This is a genomic window from Mangrovicella endophytica (genome assembly GCF_002893625.1).
Lineage (GTDB): Bacteria > Pseudomonadota > Alphaproteobacteria > Rhizobiales > Rhizobiaceae > Mangrovicella > Mangrovicella endophytica.
The window spans coordinates 127,790-153,943 of the sequence record NZ_PKMZ01000008.1; the positions used below are offsets into that span (position 1 = coordinate 127,790).

The 26,154-nt window shown below is 64.2% G+C and carries 20 protein-coding genes and 1 pseudogene; 14 read left to right on the forward strand and 7 right to left on the reverse strand.

Annotated elements, in window-relative coordinates:
- Positions 1 to 86: 86 nt before the first annotated feature.
- Both rimM and trmD read left to right on the forward strand, forming a co-directional pair.
- A complete protein-coding gene (gene rimM / locus C0R46_RS16195) occupies positions 87 to 689 on the forward strand; it encodes a ribosome maturation factor RimM (protein ID WP_102960696.1) in 603 nt (200 codons plus the stop codon).
- Positions 686 to 1,378, forward strand: a complete 693-nt coding sequence (trmD, locus tag C0R46_RS16200) for a tRNA (guanosine(37)-N1)-methyltransferase TrmD (RefSeq protein ID WP_102960697.1) — start codon at positions 686 to 688, stop codon at positions 1,376 to 1,378. Before rimM ends, trmD begins: the two co-directional genes overlap by 4 nt.
- Positions 1,379 to 1,415: 37 nt before the next feature.
- Here trmD and C0R46_RS16205 read toward each other — a convergent pair whose 3' ends face one another.
- Complete coding sequence (locus C0R46_RS16205; RefSeq protein ID WP_102960698.1) at positions 1,416 to 2,690, reverse strand: GGDEF domain-containing protein; 1,275 nt, start codon at positions 2,688 to 2,690, stop codon at positions 1,416 to 1,418.
- Between the two features lie 127 nt (positions 2,691 to 2,817).
- Here C0R46_RS16205 and C0R46_RS16210 point away from each other — a divergent pair, with 127 nt between their 5' ends.
- The 6 genes from C0R46_RS16210 (at position 2,818) to C0R46_RS16235 (ending at position 7,934) form a co-directional block, all read left to right on the forward strand.
- Positions 2,818 to 3,297: a GNAT family N-acetyltransferase gene (locus tag C0R46_RS16210; RefSeq protein WP_102960730.1), complete on the forward strand. Its 480-nt coding sequence runs from the start codon at positions 2,818 to 2,820 to the stop codon at positions 3,295 to 3,297.
- Positions 3,298 to 3,531: 234 nt separating this feature from the next.
- Positions 3,532 to 3,924: a succinate dehydrogenase, cytochrome b556 subunit gene (sdhC, locus tag C0R46_RS16215; RefSeq protein ID WP_102960699.1), complete on the forward strand. Its 393-nt coding sequence runs from the start codon at positions 3,532 to 3,534 to the stop codon at positions 3,922 to 3,924.
- A gap of 11 nt (positions 3,925 to 3,935) precedes the next feature.
- Positions 3,936 to 4,313: a succinate dehydrogenase, hydrophobic membrane anchor protein gene (gene sdhD / locus C0R46_RS16220; RefSeq protein WP_102960700.1), complete on the forward strand. Its 378-nt coding sequence runs from the start codon at positions 3,936 to 3,938 to the stop codon at positions 4,311 to 4,313.
- A 1-nt stretch (position 4,314) separates the two neighbouring features.
- Complete coding sequence (gene sdhA, locus C0R46_RS16225; protein WP_102960701.1) at positions 4,315 to 6,159, forward strand: succinate dehydrogenase flavoprotein subunit; 1,845 nt, start codon at positions 4,315 to 4,317, stop codon at positions 6,157 to 6,159.
- A gap of 294 nt (positions 6,160 to 6,453) precedes the next feature.
- On the forward strand, positions 6,454 to 6,975 hold the full coding sequence (locus C0R46_RS16230) for a hypothetical protein (RefSeq protein WP_102960702.1): 522 nt from the start codon (positions 6,454 to 6,456) through the stop codon (positions 6,973 to 6,975).
- A 179-nt stretch (positions 6,976 to 7,154) separates the two neighbouring features.
- Positions 7,155 to 7,934: a succinate dehydrogenase iron-sulfur subunit gene (locus tag C0R46_RS16235; protein WP_102960703.1), complete on the forward strand. Its 780-nt coding sequence runs from the start codon at positions 7,155 to 7,157 to the stop codon at positions 7,932 to 7,934.
- Between the two features lie 75 nt (positions 7,935 to 8,009).
- Here the strand turns inward: C0R46_RS16235 and C0R46_RS20825 are convergent, their stop codons facing one another.
- Entirely contained in the window at positions 8,010 to 8,282 is a 273-nt protein-coding gene (locus C0R46_RS20825) for a helix-turn-helix domain-containing protein (RefSeq protein ID WP_157944668.1), read from the reverse strand.
- A 415-nt stretch (positions 8,283 to 8,697) separates the two neighbouring features.
- Between C0R46_RS20825 and cysD the strand changes: the two genes are divergently transcribed.
- The 5 genes from cysD (at position 8,698) to C0R46_RS16265 (ending at position 18,704) form a co-directional block, all read left to right on the forward strand.
- Positions 8,698 to 9,618 (forward strand): sulfate adenylyltransferase subunit CysD, encoded by a 921-nt coding sequence (gene cysD / locus C0R46_RS16245; RefSeq protein WP_102960705.1) that lies wholly within the window; start codon positions 8,698 to 8,700, stop codon positions 9,616 to 9,618.
- 2 nt (positions 9,619 to 9,620) lie between these two features.
- A complete protein-coding gene (gene cysN, locus C0R46_RS16250; protein WP_102960706.1) occupies positions 9,621 to 11,534 on the forward strand; it encodes a sulfate adenylyltransferase subunit CysN in 1,914 nt (637 codons plus the stop codon).
- Positions 11,534 to 12,334: a 3'(2'),5'-bisphosphate nucleotidase CysQ gene (gene cysQ, locus C0R46_RS16255; protein WP_102960707.1), complete on the forward strand. Its 801-nt coding sequence runs from the start codon at positions 11,534 to 11,536 to the stop codon at positions 12,332 to 12,334. Before cysN ends, cysQ begins: the two co-directional genes overlap by 1 nt.
- A 176-nt stretch (positions 12,335 to 12,510) precedes the next feature.
- Positions 12,511 to 17,733 carry a glycoside hydrolase family 99-like domain-containing protein gene (locus tag C0R46_RS16260; RefSeq protein WP_157944669.1) on the forward strand — a complete coding sequence of 1,741 codons (5,223 nt, stop codon included), beginning with the start codon at positions 12,511 to 12,513 and terminating at the stop codon, positions 17,731 to 17,733.
- On the forward strand, positions 17,733 to 18,704 hold the full coding sequence (locus C0R46_RS16265) for an NAD-dependent epimerase/dehydratase family protein (protein WP_102960709.1): 972 nt from the start codon (positions 17,733 to 17,735) through the stop codon (positions 18,702 to 18,704). Before C0R46_RS16260 ends, C0R46_RS16265 begins: the two co-directional genes overlap by 1 nt.
- Before the next feature lie 183 nt (positions 18,705 to 18,887).
- Here the strand turns inward: C0R46_RS16265 and C0R46_RS16270 are convergent, their stop codons facing one another.
- Positions 18,888 to 19,709 (reverse strand): class I SAM-dependent methyltransferase, encoded by an 822-nt coding sequence (locus tag C0R46_RS16270; RefSeq protein WP_102960710.1) that lies wholly within the window; start codon positions 19,707 to 19,709, stop codon positions 18,888 to 18,890.
- Between the two features lie 277 nt (positions 19,710 to 19,986).
- Positions 19,987 to 20,838, reverse strand: a complete 852-nt coding sequence (locus C0R46_RS16275; RefSeq protein ID WP_102960711.1) for a hypothetical protein — start codon at positions 20,836 to 20,838, stop codon at positions 19,987 to 19,989.
- A gap of 286 nt (positions 20,839 to 21,124) precedes the next feature.
- Here C0R46_RS16275 and C0R46_RS16280 point away from each other — a divergent pair, with 286 nt between their 5' ends.
- A complete protein-coding gene (locus C0R46_RS16280; protein ID WP_102960712.1) occupies positions 21,125 to 22,354 on the forward strand; it encodes an acyltransferase family protein in 1,230 nt (409 codons plus the stop codon).
- Here C0R46_RS16280 and C0R46_RS16285 read toward each other — a convergent pair.
- The 3 genes and pseudogenes from C0R46_RS16285 to C0R46_RS16295 form a co-directional block, all read right to left on the reverse strand.
- The gene (locus C0R46_RS16285; protein ID WP_102960713.1) at positions 22,344 to 23,687 is read right to left on the reverse strand and encodes an HlyD family type I secretion periplasmic adaptor subunit; all 1,344 of its coding nucleotides are present in this window, start codon (positions 23,685 to 23,687) and stop codon (positions 22,344 to 22,346) included. The genes C0R46_RS16280 and C0R46_RS16285 overlap by 11 nt on opposite strands.
- Positions 23,674 to 25,467: a type I secretion system permease/ATPase gene (locus tag C0R46_RS16290; RefSeq protein ID WP_102960714.1), complete on the reverse strand. Its 1,794-nt coding sequence runs from the start codon at positions 25,465 to 25,467 to the stop codon at positions 23,674 to 23,676. Before C0R46_RS16290 ends, C0R46_RS16285 begins: the two co-directional genes overlap by 14 nt.
- A gap of 86 nt (positions 25,468 to 25,553) precedes the next feature.
- A pseudogene (locus tag C0R46_RS16295) lies at positions 25,554 to 26,154 on the reverse strand (calcium-binding protein); the annotation flags it as partial.

Below are 26,154 nucleotides of genomic sequence, written 5' to 3' on the forward strand. Positions count from 1 at the left end.
TCTGAGGCTTCGCGGCGTCTTGACCCGGCGGAGCGGGGCGGCCAGAGAACCGTCAGCCGCGCCCGTCCAGACCGCCGAGATCATCCATGCCCCCTCGCACCTCAGCCACTTCCGTGCTCCTCGGCGTCATCGGGGCGGCGCACGGGCTGAAGGGCGAGGTGAGGGTGCGCTCCTTCACGGATGATCCGGAGAGCCTGGGCGCCTACGGACCCCTGCATGATGCCGAGGGCAACCGCTACACGGTGCGTTCGGCCCGGCTGCAGAAGACGGTGGTCGTGGTGCGCTTCGAGGAGGTGCGCGACCGTAGCGCCGCCGAGCGGCTCAACGGACGCGAGCTCTTCGTCGACCGCTCGGCGCTGCCGGAGGAAGAGGACGAGGACGACTTCTACCAGAGCGACCTCGTCGGGCTGTCTGTCGTCACCGTCGGAGGGCAGGCCGTCGGGACACTCATCGGCTTCCACGATTTCGGCGCCGGCGAGATCGCGGAAATTCAACCGGAGAAGGGGCCGAGCGTCCTGATCCCGTTCTCGCAGGCCGCAGTGCCCGAGATCGATATCAAGCGCGGCGTCATCGTGGTCGAGCCCTTCGCCGCCGGGCTGGAGAGCAGCGATCCGGCGGACGATGATGCGCCGGAGCCGGGCACCGGGGCGGACGAGGAGGCCTCCGGCTCGGGCGGAGAGCCGACTTGAGCTTTCGCGCCAGCGTCCTGACGCTCTATCCCGAGATGTTCCCCGGGCCGCTGGGCCTCTCGCTGTCCGGACGTGCGCTGGAGCGCGGCGACTGGACGCTTGAAACGGTGCAGATCCGCGCATTCGGCGAAGGCCGCCACCGCAGCGTCGACGATACGCCGTCCGGCGGCGGCGCCGGCATGGTGCTGCGGGCCGACGTGCTGGCCGCGGCGATCGACCATGCCTCGTCGCCTGACGATCCGCGTCCGCGGCTCCTGATGAGCCCGCGCGGCCGGCCGCTGGATCAGCGCCGCGTGCGCCAGCTCGCGGAAGGGCCGGGCGCGGTGATCGTCTGCGGCCGGTTCGAGGGTGTCGACGAGCGGGTCATCGAGGCACGGGGCCTTCAGGAAGTGTCGATCGGCGACTACATCCTCTCCGGCGGTGAGATCGCCGCGACCGTGTTGCTCGACGCCGTCATACGGCTGCTGCCCGGCGTCATGGGCAATGCCGAATCCGGTGTGACGGAGAGCTTCGAGGCCGGGCTCCTGGAGCATCCGCACTATACCCGGCCGGCCGAGTGGGAAGGTCGCGGCATTCCGCCGGTGCTGACGTCAGGCGATCACGGCGCGGTGGAGCGCTGGCGCCGCGCCGAGGCCGAGCGGATCACCGCGGAGCGTCGGCCGGATCTTCTGGCTTCGGGTCGGTCCTGAGCTCTGCCGCTTTGGTAGAGGCGCGATGCGCCTGCTCTCAGGCGTCGCGTTCCAGCCCTGCTGTCGCCGCTGCATTCGTTGCGGTCTGACGGCCGGGGTGACGATCATCGATGGGCAGGCCCGAGGCATGGCCGCTGATGCCTGATCGCTCCGACCCGCTCAGCCAGGCAGCGCCGACGGCGCGCTCGTCCGGCTCGTCCGAGGCGACGACCCGGTTGCGCCCGCTGGCTTTCGCGGCATAGAGGCGGAGATCGGCAACCCGCAGTGCCTCGTCGATGGAGTCCGATGGACCGAGCGTTGCGACCCCGAAGCTGCCGGTGATCCGCAGGCCGGGCAAATGCGGCCAGACCCGGATCTCCAGGGCCTGACGGAAGGTCTCCGCCACGGCATAGCCGTCGGCGCGGTCGGCCGTCGGCAGCAGGATCACGAACTCCTCGCCGCCCAGCCGCGCGACGAGCCCGCTGTCGAGCACGCTCTCCGACAACAGCCGCCCGACCCCGGCGATGACGATGTCGCCGCCGGCGTGGCCGTGGCCGTCGTTCACCCGCTTGAAGTGGTCGATGTCGAGAAGGATGACGGTGGCCCCGCCCGACCGGCGCTCGGCGGCGGCCTTCTCGAAGCCGCGCCGGTTGAGGAGGCCACTGAGCGGATCCGTGATCGATACCCGCTCCAGCTGCTCCATCGCATCCATGCCGATCGACAGGACGATGGCGAAGGCGAGAAAGACGGCGATGCAAACGCCGGTGACCTGGACGATGAAGCCGTTGCCAGAGGCCAGCCAGTCGCCCGGTTCCCCGCCGGGCTCGGGCGTCATCGCATAGATGCCGCACTGGACGAGCAGCGTCACGCAGACGATGGCGAAGGCGGTGAACTGCAGCCGTACTACCGGGCGGTCGAGGCGCCGCGACAGCTGCGCGAGTGTCGTCAGGATCAGGAGCGCGCAGCCGGCCTGCACGATCAGCGTCTCGATGCGGATGCTTTCGCGGATGCCGACCGCCCATGCCGCGCCGCCGAGCGAGGCGAGAATGATGGCCACCATCGGCCAGAGGACGCGCCGAACCGGGAAGCGCCGCGTCAGCGCGTGATTCATCACCGCCGTGCCGCTGAGAAAGAACATGTCCTCGACGAGGTTCTTGGCGAGCGGCCAATCCTGTGGCGGCGGCAGGATGATGGAGGCGTAGCCAGCACCGAGCAGGAGGAAGGATGCGCCCCAGTCATGCAGCTGGAAGCCGCGGCGGCGCAGAACCATGAAGGCCGACCCGAAGATCCAGAAGGTCACCGGCACGGACCAGTACAGGATCGCCTCTTGCATTCCACTCTCCGACCGAGCCGGGTGCTTCCGAGCGCGCTTTGCTTAAGCGAAAACTTCCGAAAGGTTAAGGAGGGCTGACGTCGGCGGCTGCCTTGACCGCCCGGTGATCCCGCGCAATTCATGCGGCATGGACGATGCCGCCCCCGATATCCAGATCCGTACCCTTCGCCTGTCGGACGCGCGCGACCTGGCGCCGCTGATCGCCGGCTACAACCAGTCGCTGTTCCGCGGCGCGCCCGGTGCGCCGGATACCTTCTATGCCGAGCAACTGCTGCAGGACCGCACGGCCGAGATCCTGGGGGCCCGCATCAACGGCCAGCTCGTCGCCTTCCTGATCTTCTACGACATGCCGGATCCCTGGACGGGCATGCGGGCGGGCCTTGCCGACCACATCTATGTCGATCATCCGCACCGGCGCAAAGGCATCGCCAAGGCGATGATCGATCTCCTGGCGGAGGAGGCGGATACGCGCGGCTGGTCGAAGCTCGTCCTGCATGCGCCGCGCAATGTCGGTGCGGGCCGCAAACTCTACGAGAAGGTCGGCGACCCTGCCGACTGGTCGAGCTATGTGCTGCGCTTCGCCGACCGCGAGCCGACCGCGCCCTGAGACCCGATTCGGCTGGTTTCCTTCCGATCACGCTTGTGCGAAGAGGCTTGGGAGATGCCGCGCAGGCGGCGTATCCCTTTGAAACGATTTAGCGCGTCGGCGGACGCTCGCAGCTTGCTGAAGGGCTTGCTTTCGCAGGCGCGATAGGACTTTTAGAACCATCCCAGGCGAGCCGCGGTCGGTGCATGCCAGGCCATGCGCGCGCGGGAAAGCCCAAGAGGACAAGAGGCACCGATGTCCCAGGTCAAAACCGCGCGGCCGCTATCGCCGCATCTCACGATCTATCGCTTTCGACCGACCATGGCGATGTCGATCCTGCATCGCATCACCGGCGTCTCGCTCTATGCCGGGACGCTGCTCGTGGCCTGGTGGCTTGTGGCAGCAGCCAGTGGGCCCGAGGCCTTCTCCTATGCCTCGGCCTTCTTCGGCTCGATCATCGGCCGCATCGTCATCTTCGGCTACAGCTGGGTGCTGCTGCACCACCTCCTCGGAGGGCTGCGCTACCTCCTGCAGGACACCGGCAATGGCCTGCAGCGCGAACAGTCGACGCGCCTGGCGCTGGCGACAGCCGCCGGCTCGATCACCCTGACCGCGATCCTCTGGATCGTCGTTGCCCTCGTCGGCTGAGGAACGGCCCCATGGACATGATGACCCCGCTTCGCCGTGTGCGCGGCCTCGGCTCGGCGAAGGCCGGCACCGAGCATTTCTGGCAGCAGCGCCTGACGGCCGTTTCCAACTTCTTCCTGATCTCCTTCTTCATCATCTTCTTGATCTGGCTGCATGACGGCACCTATGCCGATATGCGCGCGGCTTTCGCCAATCCGCTGATCGGGATCGGGATGGCGCTGACGATGATGTCGGTCACCTACCATATGCGCCTCGGCGTCCAGGTCGTGATCGAGGACTACATCCATGGCGACGCCAAGATCCCGCTCCTGATCCTCAACAACTTCTTCGCCATCGCGATCGCCGCCGCGAGCCTGTTTGCGATCGTCAAGATGAGCTTCGGAGCCTGACATGGCCAGCAACGGAACCGCACAGCCGCATCGCACAGCGCCGGCGCAGACCGGACGTGCCTATACGTTCATCGACCATACGTTCGACGTCGTGGTGGTGGGGGCCGGCGGCGCCGGCCTGCGCGCTACGCTCGGCGCGGCGCAGGCGGGCCTGAAGACCGCCTGCATCACCAAAGTCTTTCCGACCCGCTCGCACACGGTCGCGGCGCAGGGCGGCGTTGCCGCCTCGCTCGGTAATATGGGCGAGGATAACTGGCAGTGGCACATGTACGACACCGTTAAGGGGTCGGACTGGCTGGGCGATCAGGACGCCATCGAGTACCTGGTGCGCAACGCGCCGGCCGCCGTCTACGAGCTCGAGCACTTCGGTGTGCCGTTCTCGCGCACGGAGGACGGGCGCATCTACCAGCGCCCCTTCGGCGGCATGACCACCCAGTTCGGCGAAGGCCCGCCGGCGCAGCGCACCTGCGCCGCCGCCGACCGCACCGGGCACGCCATCCTCCATACGCTCTATGGGCAGTCGCTGCGCTATTCGAGCGAGTTCTTCATCGAGTACTTCGCAATCGACCTCATCATGGATGAGGAGGGCGCCTGTCGCGGCTGCGTCGCCATCAATATGGATGACGGCACGATCCACCGCTTCCGCTCCAAGCAGACGATCCTGGCGACGGGCGGCTACGGCCGCGCCTATTTCTCGGCGACCTCGGCCCATACCTGCACGGGCGACGGCAACGCCATGGTGCTGCGTGCCGGCCTGCCGCTGCAGGACATGGAGTTCGTGCAGTTCCATCCGACCGGCATCTACGGCGCCGGCTGCCTGATCACCGAGGGCGCCCGCGGCGAGGGCGGCTATCTCACCAATTCCGAAGGCGAGCGCTTCATGGAGCGTTACGCGCCTTCGGCCAAGGACCTTGCCTCGCGCGACGTCGTCTCACGCTCGATGACGATGGAGATTCGCGACGGTCGCGGCGTCGGCAAGAACAAGGACCACATCTTCCTGCATCTCGACCACCTCGATCCGGCGATCCTCCACGAGCGCCTTCCGGGCATCTCGGAATCGGCGAAGATCTTTGCCGGCGTCGATGTGACGCGCGAGCCGATCCCGGTGCTGCCGACGGTCCACTACAATATGGGCGGCATCCCGACGAATTATCATGGCGAGGTTCTGACCAAGCGCGACGGCAATCCGGACACGGTCGTGCCCGGCCTGATGGCGGTCGGCGAGGCGGCCTGCGTCTCGGTTCACGGCGCCAACCGCCTCGGCTCCAACTCGCTGATCGACCTCGTCGTGTTCGGCCGCGCTGCGGCGCTGCGCTGCGCCGAGACGGTGACGCCCGGCGAGGACCAGGCGCCGCTGCCGGCAGGGGCCGGCGAAAACTCGCTGGCGCGTCTCGACCGCGCCCGCTTCGCTGCAGGCTCGACGTCGACGGCGGAGCTGCGCGACACCATGCAGCGCACCATGCAGTCGAACTGCGCGGTGTTCCGCACCGGTGAGATCCTGGAAGAGGGTCACGAGAAGATCCACAAGGTCTGGCAGGCGTCCGACGACATCCGCGTCAGCGACCGCTCGCTGATCTGGAACACCGATCTCATCGAGACGCTGGAATACGACAACCTCATCGCCCAGGCGGTGGTGACGATGGACTCCGCGCTCGCGCGCCAGGAATCACGCGGCGCCCATGCCCGCGAGGACTTCCCCGATCGCGACGACCAGAACTGGATGAAGCATACCCTGTCCTTCTGCGACGTCGACACCAAGGCGGTGCGGCTGGAGGACAGGCCGGTGCACACCTACACGCTGTCGAACCAGATCGAATACATCAAGCCGAAGAAGCGGGTGTATTGATCAACAAGACCCGCGCCGCGCCAGAGCGCGGGTCTTCTGTCCGCCTTTGGCCGCGGGTGGCGGCGGAAGAACTTCGAAGTGGCAGACTTAGGCTTCAACCCGGTCTGCGGATCGCATGAGTCCCGGATTGGCAAGGACGGCGATCAGGTACGGTGCGCGGCTCGTGAGTATGAGGGCTCGCCAACCGCCGTTGTCGGAGCTACGTCTGCGGCTGGGCACTTGTGCGCCGGCCCAGGCCGGCGAAATGCTCTCGGGAGGGAGATCATGACCAAATCAACCCACGCTGTCGCGGCAATGCTTCTTGCAGCGCTGGTCAGCGGGCCGGCGTCAGCGCAGGAGAACGCTGGCACGGCAACGCCGCCAGCCTCGGCGGCACAAGCGCCCGGCCAGCCGCGCAATGCCGTAGGCGACAAGTTCGAACTGCCGCGTGTGGGCAAGGACAATCAGGTCGAGCTGATTTCCGGCCTTTGCGGCGTGCAGATGAAGGCGATGAGCAAGGAGGCCTGTACCTGCCTTGCGGAACAGGCGCTGGACAAACTCTCCGATCCCCAGCGCGATTACCTGATCGCCAGCGCGGTGGCTCCGCCGGTTGCCGATCGCATGCTGAAGGATGGACGGGTCGGCAAGCCCGACCAGGTCCTTATCTTCGGTTTCCTCGATACGACATCGAGCGCCTGCGCGACCGGAACATTCAAGGAGCCCCCGAAGACCGCCCAGCCGTCGGGAGGCGCTGTCCAGTCGGCGGCGCCGGGTGCGGCTTCCCAGCCTCAACCTTCCGCGCCTGAGGGCAGCCAAGGCAACAAGCCAGCAAACTGACGCTGCTGCTGCGCTGCGCAAGCGGCGCAGCACCGTCGCCACAGAGGTGGCCGGCGGCGCCGGCGGGGCGCCGAGGCTGAAAGCCTTTCTCCGTCCGGCGTGGGCTGATTCGCCGCTGGCCTTTTGCGGCGCAATGCTTATGTTCGCGAACGATTCCAAACTGGCACCGGAACATCAGCATGGTCGAGCTTGCGCTCCCGAAAAACTCCCGGATCACCAAGGGTAAGGAATGGCCCAGGCCGGCCGGTGCCACCCGCACGCGCGAGTTCGCGATCTATCGCTGGTCGCCGGACGACGACGCCAATCCGCGCATCGACACCTTCCATGTCGATCTCGACGATTGCGGGCCGATGGTGCTCGACGCGCTGCTCTGGATCAAGAACAAGGTCGACGCGACGCTGACGCTGCGGCGATCCTGTCGCGAGGGCATCTGCGGCTCCTGCGCGATGAACATCGATGGCGGCAACACCCTCGCCTGCACCAAGGGCATGGATGAGATCAACGGGACCATCAAGGTCTACCCGCTGCCGCACATGCCAGTGATCAAGGACCTGGTGCCGGACCTGACACTGCCTTATGCGCAGCTGCGCTCGATCGAGCCGTGGCTGCAGACCGAGACGCCGGCGCCGGAAAAGGAATGGAAGCAGAGCCATGCCGACCGCGAGAAGCTCGACGGCCTCTATGAGTGCATCCTGTGCTTCTGCTGCCAGACCTCATGCCCGTCCTACTGGTGGAATGGCGAGCGCTATCTCGGACCGGCCGTGCTGCTGCAGGCCTATCGCTGGCTGATCGACAGCCGCGACGAGGCGACAGGGGATCGGCTCGACGCGCTTGAGGATCCCTTCAAGCTCTATCGCTGCCACACCATCATGAATTGCACTCAGACCTGCCCGAAAGGCCTGAACCCCGCGAAGGCGATCGCGGAAATCCGCAAGATGATGGTCGAGCGGCGGGTCTGAGACGGACGCAGGCGGGCTGAGAGGTCGCGCATCTTCGGCATATCGAAGGGCCGAAGATGCGCTCTCCTGTGGCGGTCAGCTCGTGCCGCAAAGATCCGACATGGGAGCGACGCTCCCTAAAGTCACCGCAACGCAGATCATGCCGAGACGTAGAGCCATTGCGACGGCGTGAGTCCTATTCGCCGCGTTCAGCCGGATTGCGGCTTCTCGCAAGTGATTATTGACCGTAAATACTGACAGATCAAGGATCATGGCCGTCTCGTTGCTGGTCTTGCCTTGAGCGGCCCAGTACAGGCACTCGATCTGGCGGCCGGATAGAGACGTTGCTGAGATTTCCTCGATCGTCATGTTGCTCCATCCCATCGCCTTCGTCCGTGCTTGCTCCTGCAGGACGCGACGATCTTCTTGTATAGATTGCCATTCGGGCGAAAAGTCACCTGTTGGTGAACTGCAATCCAGTGGAATGCCGGCAACTGCGGCCGGAGGTCGCAGCGAATATGAGCTAACCATTCAGGTTCTGGATGTTGATCTCGGCAATTATGACCGGATTAGTTCTCGTCCGGCTGCCGCTGAATTGCTCGGGCTCGTCAGCGAAGGCTTCTCGGCTGATCCATCCGAGCAAACATTTTCTGCTCCTGCCTTGATGTGGCAACGTAATGCCTCTAGTCGCCCATAGCTCGGGCATGGGATCGCTCACAATCCAGCCATTGAGGTTCGGCGACGGCAGAGGAGGGCCTGCCGAACAGCGGAAGGTTCAGACGGAATGTCGCAACCAGTGTCGCGAGAGACATTGACGCATCTGCAGCGGCTGGAGGCTGAGGCCATCCACATCATGCGGGAGGTCGCTGCGACCTTTTCCAAGCCAGTGATGCTCTATTCGATCGGCAAGGACTCGTCGGTGATGCTGCACCTGGCGATGAAGGCCTTCTATCCGGCCAAGCCACCCTTCCCACTTCTGCACGTCGACACGACCTGGAAGTTCCGCGAGATGATCGCCTTCCGCGACCAGACCGCGCAGGAGCTCGGTCTCGATCTCATCGTGCATGTCAATCCGGACGGTATAAAGCGCGGGATCAATCCCTTCGACCATGGCTCGAACGTGCACACGCATGTCATGAAGACCGAAGGCTTGCGGCAGGCGCTCGACCAGCATGGCTTTGACGCTGCCTTCGGCGGCGCCCGGCGGGACGAGGAGAAGTCCCGTGCGAAGGAGCGTATCTTTTCCTTCCGCAATGCCCAGCACGGCTGGAATCCGAAGGATCAACGGCCGGAGATGTGGAAGGTCTACAACACCCGGATCTCCAGGGGCGAATCGATCCGGGTCTTTCCGCTGTCGAACTGGACCGAGCTCGACATCTGGCAATACATTCTGATGGAGAACATCCCGATCGTCCCGCTGTATCTCGCGGCACCGCGCCCGGTGGTGGAGCGCGATGGCATGCTGATCATGAGGGATGATGACCGGATGAAGCTCGCGCCAGGCGAAACGGCGCAGCAGCGGATGGTCCGCTTCCGCACTCTCGGCTGTTACCCGTTGACGGGCGCGATCGAATCCGAGGCGGCAACGCTGCCGGCTATCCTGCAGGAGATGCTGATCGCACGGACGTCCGAGCGGCAGGGGCGGTTGATCGACAAGGATGAAGCCGGATCGATGGAGAAGAAGAAGCGCGAGGGTTATTTCTGAGCATGGACGGTCGGCTTGATTCCGCCGTCGGCGACCCTGCAGCCGCCGACATCGCCGCCTTTCTGCGCGAGCAGGAACATAAATCGCTCCTGCGCTTCCTGACTTGCGGCTCGGTCGACGACGGCAAGTCGACGCTGATTGGCCGCCTCCTCTACGATACGAAGCTGATCTTCGAGGACCAGCTGTCGGCGCTGGCGAACGACAGCCGCAAGCATGGCACAACAGGCGACGACATCGACTTCGCATTGCTCGTCGACGGGCTCGAGGCCGAGCGCGAACAGGGCATCACCATCGATGTCGCATATCGCTTCTTCGCCACCAAGCGCCGCAAGTTCATCGTCGCGGATACGCCCGGGCACGAGCAATATACCCGCAACATGGCGACCGGGGCCTCCACTGCGGACCTTGCCGTGGTGCTGGTGGACGCGCGCCAGGGGATGCTGCCGCAGACGCGCCGTCACAGCTTCATCGCATCGCTGCTGGGAATCCGGCGGATCGTGCTGGCGGTCAACAAGATCGACCTCGTCGGCTTCGATCGTGCCGTGTTCGACCGGATCGAAACCGAATACCGCAGCTTCGCCGAGGCGCTGGGATTTGCCGGCATCACCGCGATTCCGATCTCGGCGCGCTACGGCGACAATGTCACGGCGCGCTCCGATTCGATGCCCTGGTATCAGGGGCCATCCCTGCTCGAGCATCTGGAAACGGTGCCGGTCGAGGATTTCGCCGCCGATCAGCCCTTCCGGTTCCCCGTCCAGTATGTGAACCGGCCGAACCTCGACTTCCGCGGCTTCTGCGGCACCATCGCCGGCGGACGGATCGCCGTCGGAGATCCCGTCGTCGTCGCAAAATCCGGCCGCGCCTCCACCGTCAAGCGGATCGTCGTCCAAGATGGCCTGAGGACCAGCGCGCGCGAAGGCGAGGCCGTCACCATCGTCCTCGATGACGAGACGGAGCTGTCGCGCGGCAACATGCTGGTCGCGCCGGATGCGCGGCCCGAAGTCGCCGATCAGTTCGCCGCTCACATCGTCTGGTTCGACGATCATGCGATGATCCCCGGCCGCTCCTACCTGCTGAGGACCGAAACCGATCAGACGACAGCGACGGTCACCGAGCTGAAATATCGCATCGACGTCAATCATCACGGACACGAGGCGGCGAAGTCGCTTGAGATGAACGAGATCGGCGTCTGCAACATCTACACGCAGGAGCCGATCGCGTTCGACGCCTACAAGGCCAACCGTGCGACCGGCGGCTTCGTGCTGATCGACAGGGTCAGCAATCGGACGGTCGGCGCCGGAATGATCGATTTCGCGCTGCGCCGCGCCTCCAACGTCCACTGGCAGGCGATCGAGATCAGCCGGCGCGAGCGGGCCGAGCAGAAGCAGCAGCGGCCGGCCGTCCTGTGGTTCACCGGCCTGTCCGGGTCAGGCAAATCGACCATCGCCAATCTTCTCGACAAGAAGCTCTTTGCGGCCGGCAAGCACACCTACATCATCGATGGCGACAATGTTCGCCACGGCCTCAACAAGGATCTCGGCTTCACCGAGGAGGACCGCGTCGAGAATGTGCGCCGGGTCGCCGAGGTGGCGCGGCTGATGGCCGACGCCGGGCTGGTCGTGCTGGTCTGTCTGATCTCGCCCTTCCGAACCGATCGGCGGATGGCGCGCGACCTGATGGGGGACGGCGAGTTCATCGAGGTCTTCGTCGATACGCCTTTCGAAGAATGTGCGCGGCGTGACCCGAAGGGCCTTTATGCCAAGGCACTGAGCGGGCAGATCCGCAACTTCACCGGCGTCGACTCTCCCTATGAGGCGCCGGAGGCGCCGGAGATCAAGCTCTCCACGACGGGACAGCGGCCCGAAGACCTCGCCGAAGCGATCGAGACCGAACTGCGTTGGAGAGGCGTGATCTGATGGACGCAGTCGCAGTGAACCTTGCCGCCGTCGAGTCCTTAGCCATTGCCGCCGGGCAGGCGATCCTCGCCGTGCGCGACGGTGGGATCAGCATCTGCCTTAAGGCGGACGCCTCGCCGGTCACCGAAGCCGACCAGCAGGCCGAGGCGCTCATCCTCGAGGGGCTTGCCGCGCTGGCGCCTACCGTTCCCGTCGTTGCTGAGGAGGCAACGGCGGCGGGCGATGTGCCGACGGAGATCGACGGGCAGTTCTTCCTTGTCGACCCGCTCGACGGGACGCGCGAATTTGTTGAAGGGCGCGCCGATTTCACCGTCAACATTGCGCTGATTGAGGAGGGCGTTCCTGTCCTCGGCGTGGTCTACGCGCCGGCCCGCGGCGTCCTCTACAGCGGCAGTGCCGGTGAAGCCTTTCTGGCGACGATCGGACCGGACGGTGCCGTCGCGGACAGGCGGGCGATCACGGTGAGGGCAAGGCCGTCGCAGATCGCCGCCGTCGCGAGCCGCTCGCATCGCACGCCGGAAACGGACACCTATCTCGCCCGCTATGAGGTGGCCGATTGCGTTTCGGTCGGCTCGTCGTTGAAGTTTTGCGTCGTGGCGGCGGGGGAGGCCGATCTTTATCCGCGTCTCGGCCGCACGATGGAATGGGACACGGCGGCCGGCGACGCCGTGCTGCGTGCAGCTGGCGGTTCGACCACGACGCTGGACGGACGTCCGCTAGTGTATGGTAAGCGCCATCAGGCCGGGGACTGCGACTTCGCCAATCCGCACTTCGTGGCCTTCGGCGGTGCTCCCGCCTGATGAGGCGATATCAGCCTAGGAAGCTCCGGCTGTTGGCTTCGGCCGCGGGGGATGTAACGATGCCGCCGGCCGGCGGAAGCGCTTGGCCGGTGCTTCGATGAAGGCTATCCACCTGCAACGTTGCTGCCTGGTGCTTTGCTGCGCATCGGCAGGTTGACGAGATGACCGGGACGATCATGAGCACATCCGAAGGCATCGAAGACATCCGGAGCGAGGCCGTCACGACGAACGGCCGGACGGCGATCGTCGTTCTCGGCATGCATCGCTCGGGAACGAGCGCGCTCACGCGCGTGCTCAGTCTTCTCGGCTACGCCCTGCCCAGTCGCCTGATTGAAGCCAACCCGACCAACCCGGCCGGGCATTGGGAGCCGATCGACCTGATGCGGCTCCACGACCGCATGTTGATCGAAGCCGGTAGCCGCTGGGACGACTGGCGCGTGTTCGAGCTGGGCAAGCTCGGCGTGGATCGAACCGAGGCCTATCGCGGCGAGATCTGGCGCACGGTCGAAGAAAACTACCCCGGCGGAGGCCCGATTATCCTGAAAGAGCCCCGGATCGCTCGCTTTGCCGGACTGTATGCCGAGCTCCTTCGGGAGCACGGGTTTACCGCGCGCTGGGTCTTGCCGCATCGCAATCCGATCGACGTCATTCAGTCGCTTCAGACCCGCGACAGAATGACAACGGCCTTTGCCAGCCTCCTGTGGCTGCGCCACACGCTGGAAGCGGAGAAGGCGACGCGTGGCTTGCCTCGCGCCTTCCTGTCCTTCGAAGCGCTGATGGCGGACTGGCGCTCGACAGTTGATAAGGTAGCGCGCGACGCCGGGCTGGAATGGCCGATCGCACCGGACGCGGCGCAGGGCGAGATCGAGGCCTTCCTGCAGGACGACCTTCGGCACCATCGTGCAAGCAAGGACGAATTGCAGCAGCGCGCCGATATCGCCGGCTGGATCAAGGATGCCTACGCCGCACTCATGGAGTTCGAGACCGATCCGACCGCTGCGGGTGCGATGGCGACGCTGGACCGGATTAGCAGCGAGTTTGACGCGGCCGCCCCGCTCTTCGGCGCCGCGCTGTATGACGAGTTGGCGGTCCGCGATGCATCTCATGCCGAGGTGCTGAAGCGGATGGAAGGCGACCTGGCAGAGCTCCAGGCCTCAGTCGAGGCCGCAAAGGCAGCCCGCGACGAGATCGAAGAGCGTCTGGACCGTGGCAATCAGGACGCCGAGCAGCGTGTGGCGGCACTTGCCGAGCGTGACGCGGCGCTCGCGCTGGCCAGGTCTGAGAAGGAGTCACTGTCGGCTGAGCTCGCCAAGCGATCGGCCGCTTTGGAGACGTCCGAGCTGCGGATCGCTGAGCTCGGCGACGAGATGGGCCGGCTTCGCACCGCCCACGCCACGCGCGAAGCGGAAGCAGTTCGACTTGCGGGCGACATTGTCGCGCGCACGGTCGAGGTCGATGAGCTTCGACAGCAATTGACGGCGATGGGTGGCGAACTCGAGAGAGAGATCGCCAGGCGATCGGCCTTGGAGGCGGATCTTGCCTTTGCCAGGGCGCATTTCGAGATCGAGTTCGCTGCGCTGACCAAGGAATTGGCGGATCGTCAGGCCGACGTGGAGCGCTTGGCTGGCGAACATGCGCATCATCTTCACGTCGCGGAGCGCGCTCGAGCGGCCACACAAGCCGAGCTGGATCGCCTGCGACACAGCATATGGTGGCGAATCGGCTTCCCGTGGCGGCAGACCAAGCGGGCCGCGTCGCGCATTCGCAGCCATTTCGGCCGTCGCGTCGGCCTTCATGCGTCCCAGGACATCGAGGCGGTGGATCAGGGCGGTCCGGCCGTGCGCTGGACGATGAAGGGCGTCGACCCTCAAATGGTCCTCGGCTGGAGCGGCGGAATCCGGCTGCATCGCGGCCACTATCGCCTGACCATCGAGACGCCGGAGGGGCATGAGAAGCTCTACCGGCCAAAGCTCTATATCGACAGCGGACACGGCTACAGCGAGAACGAGGCTGCTCTCCTGACGAGTGTCTCGAGTGATCCGAAGCGCTTTGTCGCGCGCCTCACGCTGCCGAACGGCGCCGTGGCGCTGCGGTTCGACCCGAGCGAGCGTCCCGGCGAGATCGTATTCGGCAATGCCCGCCTGCGATTGTTGCCGCGAATCCAGCACTACATGAACCTGGCCAGCCAGGTTATGGCGGCGCGGCGCGAACGGGGTATCGGGCTCACCAGCACGCTGCGACAGGGCCTGTCGATGCTGCGGCGAAGCGGCGTACGGGGGTTGACGGGCGCGTTGCGTCAATCGGCTGCACGGGCCCAAACGCTGGACCTCAGCGGAATGGCAGCGCGCGAGCGCGGCTTGAAGATCGAGACGGCGAACTATGTGCCGATCACCACGGCTGAGCCGCTGCGCGATGCGCCGGTCAATGTCGTCTGCTTCTACCTCCCACAGTTCCATCCGATCGCTGAGAACAATCGCTGGTGGGGCGAGGGCTTCACCGAGTGGACGAATGTGCGCCCGGCGGTACCGCAGTTCGAGGGCCACTACCAGCCGCACGTGCCGGACTCCTATCTCGGCTACTACGATCTGCGCGACAGCGAGACGCAGCGGCGGCAGGTGGAGCTTGCAAAGCTCTACGGCATCGGAGGCTTCTGCTTCTACTTTTACTGGTTTGCCGGCAAGCTGCTGCTGGAAACGCCGACGCAGAACTATCTCGCGAGTTCCGAACTCGATCTACCCTTCTGCCTGTGCTGGGCGAACGAGAACTGGAGCCGGCGCTGGGACGGACTCGAAAGCGAGATCCTGATGGCCCAGGACCACTCGCCCGAGGATGACCTCGCCTTCATCGCGCATGTCTCGGATTATCTGCGCGATCCCCGCAACATTCGCGTCGACGGTAAGCCCGTGCTGCTGGTCTACCGGCCAAGCCTCCTGCCGGAGCCTGCCGCGACGGCGGGCCGCTGGCGGGACTGGTGCCGCGAGAACGGCATCGGCGAAATCTTCCTGGCCTATACGCAGTCGTTCGAATCCGCCGATCCGGCCCTCTACGGCTTCGATGCTGCGGTCGAGTTCCCACCCAACAACTCGATGCCGCCGGACATTACGACGTCGGCAACGCCCCTCGTTCCGGATTTTGCCACCAAGATCTACGACTGGGAGATCTTTCCGGAGCGCAGCCGCAGCTACGCGGCTCCGGAGTACACTCTGTTCCGCAGCGTCTGCCCGGCCTGGGACAACACGGCGCGTCGCAAGAACAAGGGTACGGTCTTCGCCAACAGTTCGCCGGCTCTATTTGAGGAGTGGTTCGGCAATGCGGTCGCCGACACGCTGCGCCGCTTCGATAAGCCGAGCGAGCGGCTAGTCTTCGTGAACGCCTGGAACGAATGGGCCGAGGGTGCGCATCTCGAGCCGGACCAGCGCTACGGCTTTGCCTATCTGCAGGCTGTCCGCAACGTCCTGGAACAGGCAAACCAAGCGCGGGGCGCGCTCCTGCTGGTCACCCATGACGCTCATCCGCATGGGGCGCAGTTCCTGGCACTGGCGATGGCGCGCGCCTTCAAGGCCGATGGGTTCGACCTCTACATCGTATCGCTCGGTGAAGGGCCGCTGCTCGGCGACTTCGCCCGTCAGGGACACTTCCTCCACGCGGGATCGGCCTCGCCGGCCGAACGCGCACAGTTCCTCGCCGAGGCGCGGGCTGCAGGGGCCGCCGACGCCATCGTCAACACGGTGGTCAGCGGCGCGATCGTGCCCGAGCTGAAGGCTCTCGGCTTCCGTGTGGTGAGCCTCATCCACGAGATGCCGGGCGTTATCCGCGACATGAAGCAGGAGGCGAATGCCGAAGCCGTGGCTCGCGAGGCGGACATCGTCGTCTTTGCCGCAGACCTCGTCAGCCAGCGCTTCCAGGAGATCGTGCCGATCGAAGCGGGCAAGGTGGTCATCCGGCCACAAGGGGTGCTGCGTCCCAATCCCTATAAGGGACGCAACGAGGAAGCGCGGCGGCTTGTCTGCGAACGTCATGGACTGCCGTCGGACACTGAAATCGTCGTCAGCGTCGGCTATGTCGATCATCGCAAGGGGCCGGATCTCCTGGTGGAGGCCGCCGCCAAGGTAATTGCGGCGCGCCCTCAGACGGTCTTCATCTGGGTCGGACACACCGAGCGCGAGATGGAAGACCTTGTCCGCTCGCGGATCGCCGCGCTGGGCCTCGAAGACCGTGTTCTGTTCATCGGCTTCGACAAGGAGCCGATGGCCTATTATGCCGGGGCATCCGTCTACGCGCTGACCTCGCGTGAAGACCCGTTCCCCAACGTCATCCTGGAATCGGCCGAGGTCGGCGTTCCTGTCGTTGCCTTCGCCGGCGCTTCAGGCGGTAGCGACTTCATCGTCGAGAGAGGCGGTCGCTTGGCGCAGGCCTTCGACACCGATGACTTCGCGGCGAATGTGATCTCGCTGCTGGAGAATGGACGATCCGCCGAGGACACGCCGGGGGCTTCGCTGCGGCAGTACAACTATGACCTTCTCCATTATGCCAACGGGATGCCGCGCGTCTCCGTCGTGGTGCCGAACTACAACTATGCCCATCATCTGGTACAGCGGCTGAGCAGCATCGTGCGCCAGAGCTTCCCGATCTACGAGATCATCGTCCTCGATGATCGATCGAGCGACGACAGCCTTGCCGTCATACGCCGCTTCTTCGCCGACCATCCCGGGATCGACTGGCAACTGGTGGTGAACGAGGAAAACTCCGGCTCGGTGTTCCGCCAGTGGCAGAAGGGACTGTCGCGCTGCCGCGGCGATGTCGTCTGGATCGCCGAGGCCGACGATTTCGCCGACGAGGACTTTCTCGCCGAACTCGTGCCCTCGTTCAGCGACCCGAAGATCGTGCTCGCCTTCAGCCAGTCGCGTCAGGTCGATGGCACAGGCAAGGTGCTTGCACCCGATTACCTCGCCTACACGTCGGACATCTCTGATGCCTGGACGGCGGATTACGTGCATGACGGGCGTGACGAGATCGCCCAAGCTCTGGCGGTCAAGAACGTCATCCCCAATGTCAGCGGCGTCCTCTTCCGCCGCGCGGCGCTGGAGAGCGCGTTTGAGACGGTGGGCGAGGGCCTCTACGAATATCGCATCGCGGGCGACTGGGTGCTCTACATGCAGGTCCTGCTGCAGGGGAAAATCCGCTTCAGCCACAAGGCGCTGAACTCGCACCGCCGGCATGCGCAGAGTGTGACGCGGTCCGGCATGGCCGAACGTCATCTCGCCGAGGTCGTGAGCGCGCAGACGATCGCACGTTCACTGGTCGACGTCTCCCCGGAAACAGGCGAGATCGCGCAAGCCTATCGCGAGCATGTCCGCACCTATCTCGACATCGCTGACGACTTGAAGCTTTCGGCCTGATGATGGTGTCCGTCGAGCGGCCGCAAAGCCGTGCCGTGATCCTTGGAGCGTCCGGCTTCATCGGGATCAATCTCGCGCATGCGCTTATTGCGGCAGGCTACGACGTGACGTGTTTTGCGCGGTCGCAGTCGCCGCACTGGCCGCCTGCGTGCCGCGTGATCCTGGGCGATTTCGTGGGGCCGCCAGCCGCTCTCCTCGATGCGATGAGGAGTGCGCTCGTCTTTCATCTCGTCAGCTCGTCGCGGCCATCCGCCGACACCGCCGCGGCGGCGACGGAGCTTGCTGCCAATGCCGGAGCAACGGCTGCGCTGCTGGAGGAAACCAAAGACCTTGCCTGCCGTTGGGTCTTCGCATCATCCGGCGGTACGGTGTACGGGCAGCCTTCGGCCGAGCTGATCGCGGAAACGCATCCGACCGAGCCGATCTCCTCCTATGGGATCGTCAAACTGGCGATCGAAAAATACTTCGCGCTCTACGGCCGAGTGCACTCGACCGACTACGCCATCGCCCGAATCGCCAACCCATACGGCCCGTGGCAGAAGACGACGACGGGGCAGGGCGTCGTTGCGGCGCTGTTCGATCGCGTCGCCAACAAACGAACGATCGAGATCTGGGGCGACGGCGGCAATATCCGCGACTTCGTCCATGTCGATGACGCCGTGGCGGCGTTGATCGCGATCGGTGAAGGTGCCGCACCCGGGCGCGTCTATAATGTCGGGTCAGGGCGCGGCACCACGGTGGTGGAACTCGCAGGAATGATCGGCACGATAGTCGGCACCCCGGCCGATCTGGTCTTCCGACCGGCGCGCGGCATCGATGTGAGACGCAACGTCCTCGATATCGGCCGCATCAAGAACGAACTCGGCTGGCAGCCTCGGCTTTCACTGCAGGCGGGTCTGGAGCATACCCATTGCTGGCTGCGCGGAGCGGAGAAGAAGATTCTCCAGCCTGCGACACAGCGAAGTGTGTGAGACAGTCTGGCCAAACCGGATCGCACACCGCGACAATGTGGAGATAACGCACGAACGGCTCTACCCTTCAGGGCGTTCGGCTCTCTCGCTGCAGTCAACCGTGAGGCTGAAAGATCGCCTGCAGCGATACAATGTGAAACCGGCCACAAGCTCGACTTTATGTTTTGACTCTCCGCGCTGTGCTCAGACTGCGCGGAGGATCACCGAGGTCTGGAATTCGTCCATAACCGTGCTGTCGTAACCGAGGACTTCCCAGCCGGGACGATCGAAGAATGCCGGCGTCGTGGAGAAGTCACCATAGGTCTCGCCCTCTGGACCATTGTGAGGAAGATAGGCGTAGCCGTGATCGCGGTGCTCCGCCATCAGGCGCTCCGAATGCGTTGTACCGCGATTTTTGTCGATGAAGGGCCAGAACTCCACTGGGCGTATGGTCGCTATGAAGAGGCCGCCCACCTCTATGCTCTTGCGGATGGCTGCTAGAGCTGACACGGCAGTACTAGGCGAGAGGTGCGTGAAGACCGAGAAAGCAAAGCCGAGATCGAACTTTACATCGTTGACCGGAAGCGACGTCGGGACCCGATCGGACTGAGCCAAGTTGGCAAGCACGTTTGCCTCATAGCAAGTCGCGAGGGACCGATCCCACGCATCTAGACCCCAGATGCGTGACGGCGACGTATAGTAGTAGAGCATGCGGATGAAGCGGCCGTAGCCGCATCCGAAGTCAAGAACGCGAAGATCCTGCAGCGGCCTGCGCCTATGGCGCACGACATTCGTCTCGAGCTGCTTGGTGAAGGCGAGAGTTTGCCGCAGCAGCTCGTGGCCAGACGCGCCCGTCCAACTCTTCTGAACCGTCTCCGGAGCCATCGCTGGCAGCTTGGCTGAAATTTTCGGCAGCGCCGGATCGGGGAGCGAGAACATCAAGCGTCCGAAATCGTCGAGGCTCAACGCACGAAGCTTGCCGAGGATCTCGTCGACAGAACTGGTCGCCGCGATCTCGTCTTCCACCCGCCGAACGATAGTACGACTAAACTCTTGCAACTGATGCGCCCTCACTGGATCGACGGAGCAAGAACAACCACACCAACCTGTTCAACGTCAATCACGGAACAGGTTCGCGTCTGTAACGGCAAGCCTTCGGATGATCAGGTCGATGGGACCCAACGCTGCCGAGATGCCGCCGCGAGAATCTGTTGGCAGCGGCCAGCCGCAACGTCATGGCTCGGAGCATACATACCCTCGCCCTGCGTCTCGCAAGCGCCAGGGCTACGCAAGGGTCGACCGCTCAGGCGATCATGAAATCCTCGTTGAAGCCCGGGCGGTAGTGCGGACGGAACAGTACGGCGACGGACTCGAAGGATTTCCGGTAGGCGGCTCTCCGCGCATCACTGATCCCGTCGTCCACCTCATATAGATGAGGGCTATCTTCAGACGCGCGATACATGGCCTGCACAACGGCACGATGATGGTCGTCGGACAAGCCGATGCGGTTGATCGCCCGCATCACCTCGATAAGCGGGGCGGGAAGACTCCTGTTCGCCGCGTCCCTGTCGATCTCCTGCTTCATCGAACTCGGATCCGCTCCGATCATCACGCTGAAATCGCTCAAGAGGGTTCCACCGACCCACTGATCCTGATCATACGGTGCCACAATGAAGCGCCATGGCTTGCCCGGGCCTATCCATCGCTTGAATATGCTGATGTAAGTCGGATCATAGGGGAGCTTGGCATCGAGGCTGTCGGTCCAGCGATGCGTACTGTCGCGTACGATTTCGTTGTAAGCTGAGATGACGATATCATCCGGTCTGCGAACATAGCCGATGACTAGAGTCTCAAGTCCGCGCAGTGACTCCTGGAACGCGACTTCGCGGAAGGGGTGCTCGCTGAAGCATTCGGAGCTGAAGAGAATCGTCGAGCATCCTGCCCGCTCGCCATCTTCGATGCATTCGTGAATCGCAGCCGAGCCCGCTTGTCCGCTGCGCTGAAAGTCCTGCGCAAGGGGCGAGTGGTTCATGTGCCCCGCCGAGGGAGCATACCAGATGCCCTGAACGGCGAGTTCGTCACGGTTCTTGCTGAGGAAGGCCTGAATTGCGGACGTTCCGGTCTTATGAGCACCAACGTGAAAAATCAGACGCATGGGAACGACACTAGCTGAAGTTGCGGCCACCTCTTACCGCGAGGGAGCTCAAGGGTTCCTGAGAATGATCAATGTACTGACTTGATGGCAAGAGACATAACGCAGCGGTGCCGAAGGCGTACAGATACATCCTGCGGATCAGCTGCGCTCCTGCGTATGCCAAGACGCATCGCCATAAACGTTCGTACCACTGCGCGATCCCGCTAGGCTCGCAGCCTCCATCGTTGCTATTGTTGGGATCTTAGAATCGAGGCGTCGTCGACGCTCTGATGGAAGGCTGGCGGCGATGAGCAAATCGGGAGTGCCATCACAGGGTGCGAAGGTCGACCTGTCAACGCAGTCGGTCAAAGCGCACCATCGTCTGATCGGCCTGGAGGCGGGACGTTTCTATGCAGCGGCATTGATCGTCTTCTTCCACACCGTGCGCATGCCGAAGCTCGAGGTCGGCCCTTACCTTACCTTCATCCCCAACAATTTCGGCATCGGCGTCCCGCTTTTCTTCGTGATCAGCGCCTTCGGCCTATGCATCGGGTACTCGAACCGTCTGCGGACGGCAGACGAGATCAGCACGTATGCGAACAGGCGCTTCTTCCGCATCGCTCCGCTGTTCTATTTTATGCTGCTATACTACTCAGTCTATCTATACTTCGAATTCGGCAAAACGCCGGATGTGGTGCAGATCATCGTCTCCGCCCTGTTCATCTTTAACGTCATACCACAGCATACCGGTGGTCTCGTCTGGGCGTCATGGTCGATCGGTGTGGAGATGATGTTCTATCTCCTTCTGCCGATGATTCTCATCGCGGTTAATTCGCTCCGAAGTGCCGTTGTTTTTGCGCTGATCACCATCTTCCTAGCGCAGCTCTGGCGCTCTGGCTCGAAGGATTTCGCGGGCCTCTCGGCTAATTTTGCGCAGTTTTTCATCCTGTCCTACCTTTTCTACTTCGGTTTCGGCGTTGTACTGTTCTTCTTATGGGTGCGGTGGCGGGGCCGCATCAGTGAAGCGGTGGCGAACCTGATCCTGGTGGCCGGCATCGGTATCGTCGCTGCGGTGCCGCTGTTTGCTGCACATCTCCTCAGCGTCATCGTCTGGAGGATGCTGCCTTACATCCCCTCGCTCGATCAGTCGCTACCCGCTAAGCTGTTGATGGCGACTGGACTGTCGTTCGTCGTTTTCGGTCTGGCAACGGGCGGGGGAGGCTTCCTAGTCAACCGCCTGACCACAGCGCTCGGACGCGCGAGCTTCAGCCTCTACCTCTGGCATCCAGCCATCATTGGCCTACTGTCGGATGGATCGAGAGGTGGGCTCTTTGCCAAGATCACTGCCCGAACCTCGCCGGAGATGGGTCTTCTTCTGTGCTCTGGGCTGACTTGGGCAATCCTGATCCCGCTGTCGCTTCTCACCTTCCGCTTCATCGAGGTGCCGGGTATGAACGCGGCCAAGCACTATGATCGGTGGCGCGCCAATCGCAGCAAGGCAGCGGAGGCGGGGGAGTTGGTCCGGATTACTCCCTGAACGCCCGTGCCAGCTGGTCGGTCAGCGGCTTCATCAGATAGGACCAGACGCCCCTCTCGCCCGTTTGGATGTAGACCTCGGCCGGCATGCCCGGCAGAAGGCGCTGTGATGCCTTGAGGCAGTCGGCGGCGTCGTTGAAGTCGATCCGGGCTTCGTAGAACACCGTCTTGTAGTCCGGATCCTTGATGAGATCGGCCGAGACATGCCGGACGTGTCCGTCGCATTCCGGAGTCGTGTTCCGATCGAAGGCGGAGAAGCGAATGCTGACGGGCTGCCCCGGCGCGACGTCGTCGATGCTCGACGTTGCGATGCGTGCTTCGATGGAGAGCGCATCGCTGGCCGGTACGATCTCCATCAGCGTTTCGCCCGGAGCAACGATGCCACCCACGGTGTGGACGGCAAGCTGCTGCACGATGCCATCCTGAGGCGCGCGGATCGTGGCGCGTGCCAGCTGATCATCGGCGATCTGCTTGCGCTCAACGAGTTCCAGAAGCGTCGTCTCCGTTTCCCGCAGGTCGGTGTTGACCTCCTTGCGCATCTCCTCGCCGAGTTGAAGCTGCTGCAGCCGCGTCTCGCTGATCCGCCCCTCGATTTCGGCAACCGCGGCGATCAGGCGTCCCGCTTCGCCGCGCAGACGCGTCGCCTCGATGCGCAGGGAACTCACCCGCTCCAGCGGCATGAGCTTGCGCCGGTACAACGACTCCACGGTGGCAAGATCGCTATCGACCTGACGAAGCGACTCGTCCGTCGCCTGCTTCTGCGCATTCAGCCCGACGATCTGATCCTGGTACTGGCGCTCGCGCGTCGCCAGCTGGGCCTCTTTCCCGGCGGTGGATCGCCTGCGGCTGTCCAGAAGCGCCCGCTCACCCGTCAGCAACGCCATCAGTCCGGGTTCCGAAGCGCGTTGCGCCATGGCGGGCTGCAGAGTGATGGACGATGCTCCGGTGGCCTCCGCAAGCAGGCGGGCCTTCCGGACGGCGGCGGCATCGAGCTGCTGGCTGACGATCTGCAGGTTGGCCCGGGTAACCGTTTCATCCAGCCGGGCCAGGACCTGTCCTGCTCTGACCCTATCGCCATCATGGACCAGAATGGTCCCGACGATGCCGCCGGTCTGGTGCTGCACCTTCTTCACATTGCTCTCGACGACGACCGTTCCTGCCGAAACCACGGCGCCCGCCAGTGACGTCGTGCCTGCCCAGCCGCCGAGCCCACAGAGCAGCAGCAGCGTGACGCCGCCTCCGAGAAGGCAGGTGCCACGAATGCCATCTCTCGCCTGCACCGGAGCATTGCTGGACGAGGTGAGGGTGGTGGCGTTCATGTCAGCGTCGCTCATGCAGCGGCACGACGACCTGAGCCCGGTCGTCGCCAAGCGGCGCGGCCGCAGCCGAGGATGCCGTCGCGGCGTTCGCGGCGGCCGGCACAGGGCGGATGATCCTGGCGAGGACCTCGTCACGCGGGCCGAAGGCCTGCATCGTTCCATCGACCATGAAAAGAAGATGATCGAGACCTGCCAGTGCGGACGGTCTGTGCGCGACCACGACAACGATGCCGCCACGTTGACGGACGCTGGCGATGGCCTTCGACAGTGCCGCCTCGCCATCGCCGTCGAGGTTGGAGTTCGGCTCGTCGAGAACCACCAGGAACGGATCGCCATAGAGCGCGCGTGCTATGCCGACGAGCTGACGCTGGCCGGCGGACAGCGCGACGCCTTCCTCGCCGATACGCGTTTGAAAGCCCTGTGGCAGACGCAGGATCATCGGCAGGATGCCGGCGGCCTGGGCTGCCGCCTGAACGGCGGATGGCGTCGCCGCCTCGTCGAACCGGCTGATATTGTCGGCGACCGAGCCGTCGAAGAGTTCGATGTCCTGCGGCAGATAGCCGATGTGACGCCCGAGCGCGTCCGGATCCCACTGATCGAGTGCCGCATCGTCAAGACGCACCTTGCCGCGGGCCGGTGCCCAGGCGCCGACGAGCGCACGCGCCAGTGTCGACTTTCCGGAGCCGCTTGCGCCGACAATCCCAAGGCCGCTGCCCGCAGACAGGGTGAAGCCGATGTTCTGGATCAGCACTTTCTGCTGACCAGGAGCGGCAACGCTCAGTGTTTCGACACTGAGCGTGCGTTTGGGTGCGGGAAGTACCGTCGTTGGGTGATGTGCCATGGGCACGGCGAGCAGACGCTTCAGCCGCGCATAGCTTTGCCGTGCATTGACGAAGCTACGCCAGCTGCTGATCGCTGTATCAACCGGCGCCAAAGCCCGCGACAGCATGATCGAGGAGGCAATGATGACGCCGGCCGACGCTTCGTTCTCGATCACCAGGTAGGCGCCGAGGCCCAGCATCAGCGACTGCAGCATCATCCTCAGCGTGCGCGACAGGGTGCCGGTCGATGCGACGACGTCCGATATGCGACGTTGATCAGCCAGGAACGTGCGGCTCTGCGAAGCCCACCGCTCCGACAGCCGCGCGCCGAGGCCCATCGCCTGCACGACTTCGGCGTTGCGGCGGGCGGCATCCGCCTGGATCTTGCGAGCCACCATGGCCTCTGTGGCGCGCCGTGCTGGTGCACGTGACAGGAGATCCGCGATCACCGTGGCTGCGACGCTGACGAGCGCACCGAGAGTTGCAAGCACGCCCAGCATCGGATGCAGCATGTAGATGAGCAGGAGATAAAAGGGCAGCCAGGGCAGGTCGAAGAAGGCCGAGGGACCTGAGCCGGACATGAAGCTGCGGATCTGGTCGAGATCCGACGTCGGCTGCATCCGGGCTTCGTCGAGGCCACTACGAAGTGGAAGAACAAGCGAAAGCCTGAAGACCAGCGCATGCAGCTGCTGGTCGAAGCGGTTGCCGATGCGCACCAGAAGCCGGAGGCGGACGAAGTCGAGGAGGCCGAAGGCCAGGTAAAGACCGACGACCATGATCGTCAGTGCCACAAGGGTCGGGATGCTGCGCGACGGCAGAACCCGGTCGTAGACCTGCAGCATGTAGAGCGAGCCTGTCAGGCCGAGCACATTGAGCACGGCCGAGAACAGACAGACCGCCACCAGAGGCCCGGCACAGCTGCGCAAAGCGGTGCCGAGCACATCCCGATGGCCATGCTCGGGCAGGGCACGCATCAAGGGAACTCTCCTCGGTCGCTACAACGACCGGAATGAAGGGACGTCGGTAATTCGGTCGACGAAGACCGACGATCAATTGCCGCTCAGACCACGTAGAAGTCGTTGTTGGTCATCGCGAGACCAGTGCCGAGGGTGGCAAACTGGACTGCAGCGCCGGCTCCGTTGCCATCGACATCGTAGCTGAGCGCGCCCGTGACGGAGTTGTAGATGATGTGCTGGGCCGCGGTGGTGGCGGCTGCGCCGATCACGAAGGCAGCCGCGGCCAGCGGCCCTTCGGTCGCAAGTGCCGTGAAGATGCTGTTTTGCAGGAAAATGGTGTCGTCCGGGACGGAGAAATCGGTAATTGTGTCGACGTTGCCGGCACCGGGCGCAGTGTTGAAGAAGAAGATGTCAGCACCCCCGCCGCCGGTGAGCGTGTCCATGCCGAAGCCGCCGGCAAGGGTATTGGCGGAGTCATTGCCGATGAGCGTGTTGCCGAGGCCGTTGCCCGTGACGCTGACCGCTCCGGTGCCGGTCAGACGCGCGGCCTCGATCGCGCCTTTGAAGTGGAGCGTATCGGCAAAATTGATGGACAGGTTCGACCAGACGACATCGAAGCCACTGGAGCCGGCGGCGCTCTCGTCGACAACGTCGCCGACATTGTCGACATAGTAGCGGTCGCTGCCGCCGAGGCCCTGCATGGTA